This is a genomic window from Rhodococcus sp. NPDC056506 (assembly GCF_042794945.1).
Taxonomy (GTDB): domain Bacteria; phylum Actinomycetota; class Actinomycetes; order Mycobacteriales; family Mycobacteriaceae; genus Rhodococcus_F.
Window position 1 is genome coordinate 1 of the sequence record NZ_JBHTSW010000083.1, and the last position, 6555, is coordinate 6555.

Here is a 6555-nt window from a genome sequence, read left to right on the forward strand (position 1 = left end):
GGTGGTAATTCGCTGATTGCGACGCAGGTGACGTCTCGGTTGGGTCAGGCGTTGGATGCTTCGGTGTCGGTGCGGGAGTTGTTCGAGGCGTCGACGGTGGAGGCGTTGGCTGCTCGTTTGGGTTCTCATGTCGGTGGTGGTTCGCGTGCGGCGTTGACTGCGCAGGTGCGTCCGGTTCGGGTGCCGTTGTCGTTGGCGCAGCAGCGTATGTGGTTCCTCAACCAGTTGGATACGAGCTCGGCAGGAAACAACGTCCCGGTTGCGATAACTCTCACCGGAAAACTGGACGTGTCGGGGCTGGAACAGGCAGTTCACGACGTTATCGGCCGCCACGAGGTTCTGCGCACGGTCTACCCCGAGGTCGACGGCGTCGGCTATCAGAAGATCGTTGCGCCTGCTGATGTCGACGTGAACCTCGCTGCAACCTTGGTCTCGGATTCGGAGATTATTTCCGAGGTAGCGAACTTCGTGGCGACGGGCTTCGACGTGACAACCGAGGTTCCGTTGCGCGCCAAGCTGTTCCAGATCAAGGCCGACGAGCATGTTCTCGTATTCGTGGTGCATCACATCTCGACCGACGGTTTCTCGATGGGCCCGTTGACCCGCGACATCATGACCGCCTACTACGCCCGAACCAACGGCCAGGCTCCGACCTGGACGCCGTTGCCGGTGCAGTACGCCGACTACTCGTTGTGGCAGCGTGAGGTTCTCGGGTCCGAGGAGGATCCGCAGTCCGTCATCGCGCAGCAGATCACTTACTGGGCGCAAGCACTCGACGGTGTGCCCGAACAGTTGAATCTTCCCGGGGATCGGGCTCGGCCGGCGGTATTCTCCGGTCAGGGAGCAACATTCGAATTCTCGATCGGCCAGGAACTGCACGAGAGGCTCATCGGTGTCGGTCGTGAGCACAATGCGTCGATGTTCATGGTGGTCCATTCGGCGCTGGCATCACTTCTCGCACGTCTGTCAGGAACAACGGATATCACCATCGGCGCGCCGATGGCAGGACGAGGTGAATCCGAACTCGACGATTTGATCGGAATGTTCGTCAACACCTTGGTGCTGCGTACCGAGGTTGATCCTTCGGCCCCGTTCACCACACTTCTGTCGTCGGCTCGAGAGACCGATCTTCAGGCGTTCGCGCACTCGGACCTTCCCTTCGAGCGGCTCGTGGAAGTTCTGGATCCCGTTCGATCGAGGGCACACCACCCGCTGTTCCAGGTGGCATTGGCGTTCCAGAACCTGGGGCAGAATTCGTTGGCTCTGCCGGGTCTGACTGCCGCCGAGTTCGCAATCGACGAGACTGTGGCCAAGTTCGACCTGCAGCTCACGATCAGCGAAGTAGCGGAGGGACTGTCGGCGACGTTCACGTACGCGACGGATCTGTTCGACGAATCGACTGTCCGGGGATTCGCCGCACGGCTGATGCGAATCCTGAACGGAATTGCGGCGGACTCCACGAGTGCAGTGGGTGACATCGAAATCCTCGACGCGTCCGAGCGCGAAGTTCTGACGAGCCAGAGGGCTTCGTCAGGAGTTGCCCAGGCGCCGTTGGCCGAGATTCTTGCCGACGCTGCTGCGCGCTACCCGGACAACGTCGCATTGCGCTACCCCGGCACGGCGCAGGCCGCTGCCGGTAGGTCCATGACGTATCGCGAGGTCGACGAGTGGTCGTCGAAGCTGGCCCGCGTTTTGATCAACCGTGGTCTCGGGGCTGAAGATCTTGTCGCGGTGTCGATTCCGAGATCCGTCGAATCGGTACTCGCGGTCTGGGCAGTGTCGAAGACCGGGGCAGCGGTGGTTCCGATCGATCCGCACTATCCGGCAGACCGTATCGTGCACATGCTCAGCGACTCCGGTGCGAAGGTAGGCCTGACCCTCGACGTCGAACGTCCGAATCTCACCGACGACGTCGAGTGGTTGGTCGTGGACGGACCGCTCGGCGAACAGATGACCGCCGGAGTGTCCGGAGCGTCAATCGCTGCCGAGGAACGTGTCCGTCCACTGACGACTGCTCATCCGGCTTGGGTGATCTACACCTCCGGCACGACCGGACTGCCGAAGGGCGTTGTCGCGACCAACGCGGGTCTGGCGAGCTTCAGTGTCACGCAGGCCGCGCATTACCTCGTGAAGCCCACCTCGCGGACGTTGCACTTCGCGTCACCGAGTTTCGACGCGTCGATGCTCGAGTTGTTCCTCGCGGTTGCCACTGGCGCGGCGATGGTCATCGTCCCGCCTGGCGTGTACGGCGGCGACGAACTGGCCGAGGTGTTCCGTAGTGAACGAGTCACGCATGCATTCATCACACCGGCGGCTCTGGCGTCGATGGACCCGAGCGGCTTGGACGACCTGTCGGTCGTAGGCGTGGGCGGCGAGGCGTATTCGCCAGAGCTGATCAGCAAGTGGACGACAGGGGAAGGCTCGGCGGCATCGGCATCGGCATCGGCTCCCAGGACGTTCCTGAATGTCTACGGCCCGACCGAGACGACGATCGTGACGAACGTCAGCGTTCCGCTTCTGCCCGGTGACCGAATGGACATCGGCGCCACGATCGGTGACATGGCCGCATTCGTTCTGGACACACGACTCAATCCAGTTCCACTCGGAGTCTCGGGCGAGCTCTATCTGTCCGGTCCTCAGGTCACGCGTGGCTATCATCGTCGCCCGGGCCTGAGTGCCGATCGATTCGTGGCAAACCCGCACGGGAATCCCGGCGAGCGTATGTACCGGACCGGTGACGTGGTCCGTTGGGTCGCTGGAACCGCACCGTCCACTTACGCAGTGGAATACGTGGGCCGCAACGATTTCCAGGTCAAGATTCGCGGTTTCCGTATCGAACTCGGTGAAATCGATGCATCGCTGACGGCACACCCCGAGGTCGAGTTCGCTGCGACGATGGGTACGACCCTGCCGTCGGGTGCTCCGGCACTGGTGTCGTACGTGTTCACCGGAAAGCACGCTTCGGTCACTTCGGCGGAATTGATCGAATTCGTCTCCAGAACCCTGCCGGCCCATATGGTTCCGGCTTCGGTCATGGTCTCCTCGGACATGCCGCTCAGCCCGGCCGGCAAGCTGGACCGAAAAGCGCTCCCAGCACCGGTTTTCGAGACCAAGGAATTCCGCGCCCCGGTCACCGAGATGGAACAAATCCTGAGCGAGATCTTCGCGGACGTTCTCGGCCTGGATCGCATCGGCACCGACGACTCGTTCTTCGCTCAGGGCGGCGACTCGATCATGTCCATCCAACTCGTCTCTCGTGCGAAGGCACGTGGGGTCGTATTCGCACCCAGTGACGTCTTCGAGAGCAAGACTGTCGCGGCATTGGCCGAAGTGGCGAAGTATGCCGCCGACGTCGAGGCCGCGGTGGTGCTCGAGGAGTTGCCGGGCGGTGGAGTCGGCTGGATGCCGTTGACGCCGATCGAACGATTCATGGTCGAGCGCGGTGGCAGCTACAACCGATTCACACAGACGATGACTCTCGAGCTACCACTCGGAGTGCAGCGAGCCGACATCGTGCGAACACTCGCTGCAGTCGTCGACCACCACGACATGTTCCGCTCGCGGTTGATCTCCGACGGTCGCGGATGGGGAATGTCGGTCTCCGAGCCTGGAACCGTGGACGTCGAGGATTTGCTCAGCCGCGTGGATGTTGATGCGTCTGCGGATGAGTCGACAATTGTTCTCACGGCTTCCAAGGGCCTCGACGAGGCTCTCGGCCGGTTGAATCCGGCGGACGGCGTAATGGTTCAGTTCGTGTGGGTCGACTTCGGTCCCACTCGCACCGGGCGCTTGATCATTGCTGCACATCACCTGATCGTCGATGGGGTCTCCTGGCGAATCATCGTTCCGGATCTGGTGTCGGCTGCGGCTCAAATGGCCGGGGCGAGCGGAGCGACGGGGGATGTGGCTCTCGAGCCGACGGGTACGTCGATGCGACGCTGGGCTCACGCACTATCCGACGAGGCGCATCGCGATTCGCGTGTGGCCGAGCTGGATACGTGGCGGAAGGTGTTGCAGACACCGGACCCGGTGCTGGGCAAGAGGGCGTACGACTCTGCCGTCGACGTTGCGGCAACGGTTCAGCGGATAAGCGTGACGGTCCCCGCTGAGGTGACCGAGACTCTGCTGACCACGCTGCCGGAGGTATTCAACGGCGGCGCCAACGACGGCCTGCTCGCTGGACTGGCACTCGCGCTGATCGAGTGGCGTCGCCGAGCCGGAATCGACTCGTCATCTGCCCTGCTGCAACTCGAGGGCCACGGCCGCGAAGAAGCAGTGATTCCTGGCGTGGATCTGTCAAGGACCGTTGGCTGGTTCACCGCTGCCTTCCCGATCAGTCTCGATCTTTCCGAGGTAGACCTGGGTGACGCTTTCGCCGGAGGTGATTCGGCGGGACGCGCGATCAAAGCAGTGAAGGAACAGCTGCTGGCGATCCCGGACAAGGGCGTCGGGTACGGACTGCTGCGCTACCTGAACGAAGACACGCGCGCAGTGCTTTCTCGCTTCGCCGGGGGACAGGTCAGCTTCAACTACTTGGGAAGAGTTGTCGCTGAGGATCTTCCGGCAGGTGTCGAGGGACTCGGGTGGCTGCCGGCCGGCGATTTCGCCAACGTGTCAGCACCCGAAGACGTCGACATGCCCGCAAACAAAGTCGTCGACATCAATGCGATCGTCAACGACGGCGCAGACGGTGCTGTTCTGGAGGCATCCTTCGCATACCCCGTCGGTGCCATCGACGGCGAGAGTGTCGAGGCATTTGCACAGATTTGGGTCGAAGCACTGACTGCCCTGGCGGAGCATTCTCGCTCCGTCGGAGCAGGTGGACTCACGCCGTCCGACGTGCCGCTTGTCTCTGTGAGCCAGCGGGATATCGACGGCTTCGAGAATCGATTCGGAACAGTGACCGACATCTGGCCGCTGGCGCCGCTGCAGTCCGGTTTGCTCTTCCACGCGATGTTGGCGGAATCCAGCGTCGACCTCTACTCGGTGCAGATGATTCTCACTCTGTCCGGGAAGGTTGATTCCGACCGATTGCGTACTGCAGCACAGGGAATCATCGACCGCTACGCGAACCTGCGAACGGCATTCACGGCCGACGACGACGGCACGCCGGTCCAGATAGTCCTCGCGGACGTCGACGTCCCGTGGCGGAATATCGATCTCAGCGATATTGCGGCCGTCGACCGCGAGGCAGCCCTGAACGAAGTTTTGACGGCTGACCAGGCGACGCACTTCGACATGGCGTCACCGCCGTTGATTCGGTTCACCTTCGTCACCATGGCGGAGGGGGACTATCGCTTGGTGGTGGCGAATCACCACATCATTCTCGACGGTTGGTCGGTGCCGCTGCTCTTGCAGAACCTGTTGGCGCTGTACGCGACGCGTGGTGACGACGCGGTTCTTCCGCGTGTGCGTAGCTATCGCAATTACCTGGCGTGGCTTGTCGATCAGGATCGTGATCGATCACTCGCAGCCTGGGCGGATGCGCTTTCCGGCGTCGAAGAGCCGACGCTGCTTGCTCAGGTCACAGGCGGACAGGAATTCACCGCGCTGTCACAGAAGCTGAACGTGTCGATGTCGTCGGAGACAACGACGGCGCTCACAGCTCTGGCCGCACGACTCGGGGTCACCGCCAACACGATCGTGCAGAGCGCGTGGGCGGTCCTGCTCGGTGCGTTGACCGGAACCGACGACGTTGTCTTCGGTGCAACAGTGTCCGGCCGGCCACCGGCGCTCACCGGCGTCGAATCGATGGTCGGGTTGTTCATCAACACCCTCCCCGTGCGGGTGCGCCTCGACGCCGCGGAGTCCGTCGAAGAATTGGTTGCCAGGGTCCAGATCGAGCAGGCGAGAATGCTTGATCATCACTATCTCGGTTTGACCGATGTCCAGAAAGCAGCGGACGTCGGAACACTGTTCGACACGTTGGTTGTATTCGAGTCGTACCCGGTCGACCGTGAGGGCCTCGCCGCGCAGGCGGATGTTCTCGACGGAATGATGATCGACGACATCGCCTCGGACGATTCCACGAACTACCCGTTGACCCTGCTGATCGCACTCGACGAGCAGTTGCACTTGACGCTGCGGTACCTACCGGACTTCTTCGATGCCGACTACGCCACTGCGTTGCTGGACAGAGTTCTTCGACTGCTCTCCTCCGTAGCCACCGATCCTTCGGTGCGTGTTGGTGACGTTGATATTTTGGATTCTGTTGAGCGTTCGTTGGTGCTCGAGGGGTGGAATGACACGGCTCGTGAGGTTGCGGGTGTGTCGGTGTTGGACGGGTTTGTTTCGCAGGTGGCGGCGTCTCCGGATGCGGTAGCGCTCTCGTTCGAGGGGCAGTCTCTGTCGTTTGCGGAGTTCGATGCTCGGGTGAATCGTTTTGCCAGGTATTTGGTTTCGGTGGGTGTGGGGCCGGAGTCGTTGGTGGGTGTTGCGGTTCGTCGGTCGGTTGATTTGTTGGTTGTGGTTTACGGTGTGCTCAGGGCTGGTGGTGGGTATGTTCCGGTGGATCCGGATCAGCCTGCGGAGCGTAATGGGTTTGTGTTGGCGGCG

1 protein-coding gene is annotated in these 6555 nt (G+C 61.9%); it reads left to right on the forward strand.

The annotated features are described in order from the left end of the window. Window positions 1-12: 12 nt before the first annotated feature. Window positions 13-6555, forward strand: a 6543-nt coding sequence (locus ACFQ6H_RS29610; RefSeq protein ID WP_378650409.1) for an amino acid adenylation domain-containing protein, incomplete at its 3' end; no start/stop codon positions are given.